We start from the raw sequence: 3,389 nt of genomic DNA, 5'->3' as shown, positions 1-3,389 counted from the left end.
TATTCTAAATTCTTTTGTGTATTTTGGCATGAAAAAACCCCTCCATCCTTATTCCGGATTTTGGGGTTCACTTCATTGGAGCCTTATTTTTTATACTTTTCTAAATCTTCAATTTTTACGCTGTGAAATTTCACATCAAAGTCACTTAAATCTACAATCTTTTCCATTGTGTAGCGGAACTTATCAATGTCGCCAGTTATGTAGAAGTCAATACTTCTATTTGGCATTTCCTCTTGGCTTAGGTCTAAAATATTTATGGCATCTAAGACAGTTTTGTAGGCTGGGTCAACCATTAAAACTCTTTTGCCCTGTCTCTTAAAGATTCTCTTAAAGGAGTCTTCCACAAGAGGATAGTGAGTGCAGCCAAGGATCATGGTGTCAAAATCATAGTCGCCAAACTCATCTAAATATTTTTTCACAATGGCGTCCATGTGGTCTTCCCCAAACTCTCCTCTCTCAATAGCAAGAGTTAAATCTGGACAGTAGACTGATCTCAATTCAATAGAAGGGTCCATGTCTTTTAAGACCTTGTCGTAAACCCCACTTTCAACGCAGGACTTTGTAGCAACGAGGGCAACTTTATTGTTGCTAGTCCTTTCAATTGCATTAAAACTTCCTGGCTCAACTACACCAATAATCGGATAATTATATTTTGTCTTTGCTTCCCTTAGCCCATGACTAGTAGCTGTGTTGCAAGCAATGATGGAAAGGTCTACGCCCAAGTCCTTAAAGAATCCCATAGCTTCCAAGGTGTAATCTCTTATCTCTTCATCAGTCCTTGCACCATAGGGCATCCTCAAAGTATCGCCAAAAAAAGCAAAGTTTTTATTTTTTATTTTATTTAAAGCAACTTTTAAAACAGAAAGTCCACCAACTCCGCTGTCATAAAAGCCAATCAAATTTTTTCCCATTAAATCACCAACTCTTTTATTATAATACTATATATGATGAAAAACAAAAAGAATAATAAAAAATTCAAAGATATATGAAAAACAAATTCAAAAATCTTATCAAGAATAATTTATATAAAATTAAAATCAACTTATAAAAAAATAAACCCATTAACAAAGTTAACAGGTTTTGATGGTGCACCTTTACGGACTCGAACCGTAGGCCCACTGATTAAGAGTCAGTTGCTCTACCAACTGAGCTAAAGGTGCAAAATTTACAAACGCATTATTAAATTTTTACATTTTTTACAATGCCGATGCAACAGAAATAATTATAAATAAAAAAAACACTCTTGTCAAGTGCTTTTTTTTAATTTCTAAACATTTTATAATCTGCCTGTTCCTCAAACATTTGATAAATATTTTCGATGGTCTTTTCGCTGGCTTTTCTAGCTTCTGCAGGTTTCTTTTCCTCTATAAGTTCATAAACCCTTTGCAAATTGTTGTAATGTTTTTTGTAATTTTCTTTGTCTCTAAAAATAAAATTACCAAATCTGTAAAGCCTTTTGTTGATCATGTTCATGACTTCAACTAAAATTTCATTGTTGAGACAGGAAACAAGTGCCATATTCCACTCGATAATTAAATTTTGAGCCAATTCCTCATCCTTATTTTCAATTGCAAGCCTAAGCTCTTCGTTTACATCTTGAAAATATTTAGTATTTTCACCAAGACCCTTTTGTGCCAAGAGCTCTACAGCAAGGGGCTCCAAGGATCTCCTCACTATGTAAAGATTCTTTGCCTCTTTGACGGAAATTTTTGAAACAATATAGGACTTCCTTGGAAAACTAGTAACAAGTCCATCCTCTTCAAGTTTTTTTAAGGCTTCTCTCACAGGCGTCCTACTAACGCCAAGATTAGAAGCGATTTCCATTTCTATTAACTTATCTCCTGGAAGTAATTTATTTTTTAAAATCTTTTCTTTTAAATCTCTGTACACCAAATTGCTAAGAGATTTTTTATTGCTTCGAAGATCCAAAGCTCCACACTCCTATTTATTAAAATGTTTTCCCTTGTAATGAAATTACTTTTTCTTATTATACCACATAAAGAGTAGTTTAAAATACAATTTATTTTAATTATTTACGAAAAGTTTACCAAATGCTTTTATGGGTAAATAATTAAAGTATACAAATTTATAACTTATCAAATTAGGAGGAAAAAATGAATAAGAAAATTTTAATTACAACACTTGGACTCGGACTTGCACTGACACTTTCTGCTTGTGGACAAAAAACTGAAAAAGCAGAGCCAGCAAATTCTGAAGTGAAAGTTGAAGAAAATGTTAATAAAAATGCAAACAAAAACATGGCTGATGCTGAGACAAAGGAAGAAAATGCAATAAATAAGGGTGCAGTTGCAAACTTAGATAGAGGAATTGCCTTTGACGGATTTAAAAAACTTCACCCTGATGCAAAAGTTGAATCTTTCCAACTTGAAGTTGAAAATGGAAAAGCCTACTACAAGGTTGATGGCTATGATGCCAAAAACGAATACGAAATTACAGTTGACGCAGTAACTGGTGACATTGTGAAGGACGAGTTTGAAGCAGAAGACACTTCAGCTAAGACAGCAGACATCCAATTAGAAATGATCGAAGCAGTTGATAAGTTTATGGACCAAGCCTTAAAGGATGCTGGCCAAGGCTTTGAAGCTGGCGAATACGAAGTTGAACTGGACAATGGTATGTATGTAGTTAGCGTTGAAGTTGTCAATGGAAATAAAGACATAACTTACGAATACGAATTTGAAACAGGTAAACTTATAGAAAAAGATATGTAATAAAGTATTTGATCTTAAGAGAGGCTAAAACCTCTCTTTTTTCAACTTTTAGTACTTTTTAATAGAAATATTTATTAGAAAAATAAAATTTATTTTATAAGTTTAAGATGATTTATTTATAAAGATGGTTGGCCATCTTTTTTTGTGAAGATTTATAAAAATTTTTGCGATAATAATATTGATTACTTTAAAAGTTAAAATATAAAAAATTTTTGTCAATAAAAAACTCTGGCAGACTTTAAGTACTACCAGAGTTAATTATTTTATTCAAAATTCAATTAAATCTTATTCATATTTTCCGTGACAGTTTTTATATTTTTTTCCACTTCCGCATGGACATGGGTCATTTCTTCCAACCTTTTTTTCTTTTCTCACATAAGGTTTTTGTTTTCCGTCATCGGGATTTACTGTTTCTACTTCTTTTGCGACTCTAACTCTCTTTACTCTTTCAGGATTGATTACATGGTAAAGCATTTTTACTGTGTCTTCTTTGATTGATTCGTTCATTTCTTCGAACATATCAAAGGCTTCTTCTGCGTAGGCCCTAACTGGGTCAGTTTGTCCCACTGCACGAAGTCCAAATTCCCTTTCTTAGTTGATCCATGGCGTCGATGTGATCCATCCACTTTTGGTCAACATTTTGAAGTAAAGCAACTC

Annotated in this window: 5 protein-coding genes and 1 tRNA gene; 1 reads left to right on the top strand and 5 read right to left on the bottom strand. The window is 33.1% G+C overall.

What is annotated here, in order from left to right:
- Positions 1 to 83 precede the first annotated feature (83 nt).
- From murI to WMO19_RS09530, 3 genes are all read right to left on the bottom strand, one after another.
- A complete protein-coding gene (gene murI, locus WMO19_RS09540) occupies positions 84 to 911 on the bottom strand; it encodes a glutamate racemase (protein WP_349171623.1) in 828 nt (275 codons plus the stop codon).
- Positions 912 to 1,084: 173 nt separating this feature from the next.
- Positions 1,085 to 1,160: transfer RNA gene (locus WMO19_RS09535), tRNA-Lys, on the bottom strand.
- 100 nt (positions 1,161 to 1,260) lie between these two features.
- Positions 1,261 to 1,890: a GntR family transcriptional regulator gene (locus WMO19_RS09530; RefSeq protein WP_349171621.1), complete on the bottom strand. Its 630-nt coding sequence runs from the start codon at positions 1,888 to 1,890 to the stop codon at positions 1,261 to 1,263.
- A gap of 224 nt (positions 1,891 to 2,114) precedes the next feature.
- Between WMO19_RS09530 and WMO19_RS09525 the strand changes: the two genes are divergently transcribed.
- The gene (locus tag WMO19_RS09525; protein WP_349171620.1) at positions 2,115 to 2,732 is read left to right on the top strand and encodes a PepSY domain-containing protein; all 618 of its coding nucleotides are present in this window, start codon (positions 2,115 to 2,117) and stop codon (positions 2,730 to 2,732) included.
- Between the two features lie 285 nt (positions 2,733 to 3,017).
- On the opposite strand, the gene WMO19_RS09520 is transcribed toward WMO19_RS09525, so the two are convergent.
- Together WMO19_RS09520 and WMO19_RS09965 are read right to left on the bottom strand one after the other, a co-directional pair.
- The gene (locus tag WMO19_RS09520; protein WP_435891061.1) at positions 3,018 to 3,299 is read right to left on the bottom strand and encodes an SEC-C metal-binding domain-containing protein; all 282 of its coding nucleotides are present in this window, start codon (positions 3,297 to 3,299) and stop codon (positions 3,018 to 3,020) included.
- Positions 3,286 to 3,354: a hypothetical protein gene (locus WMO19_RS09965; protein ID WP_435891062.1), complete on the bottom strand. Its 69-nt coding sequence runs from the start codon at positions 3,352 to 3,354 to the stop codon at positions 3,286 to 3,288. Before WMO19_RS09965 ends, WMO19_RS09520 begins: the two co-directional genes overlap by 14 nt.
- Positions 3,355 to 3,389 lie beyond the last annotated feature (35 nt).

The organism is Peptoniphilus hominis (ex Hitch et al. 2025) (genome assembly GCF_040096015.1).
Taxonomy (GTDB): domain Bacteria; phylum Bacillota; class Clostridia; order Tissierellales; family Peptoniphilaceae; genus Peptoniphilus_A; species Peptoniphilus_A hominis.
This window is presented reverse-complemented; position numbering and strand designations above follow the sequence as displayed.

Bases quoted from the DNA above. Each gene is read 5' to 3' on its own strand.
- WMO19_RS09525 (WP_349171620.1), top strand. From the start codon at position 2,115: ATGAATAAGAAAATTTTAATTACAACACTTGGACTCGGACTTGCACTG.
- murI (WP_349171623.1), bottom strand. From the start codon at position 911: ATGGGAAAAAATTTGATTGGCTTTTATGACAGCGGAGTTGGTGGACTT.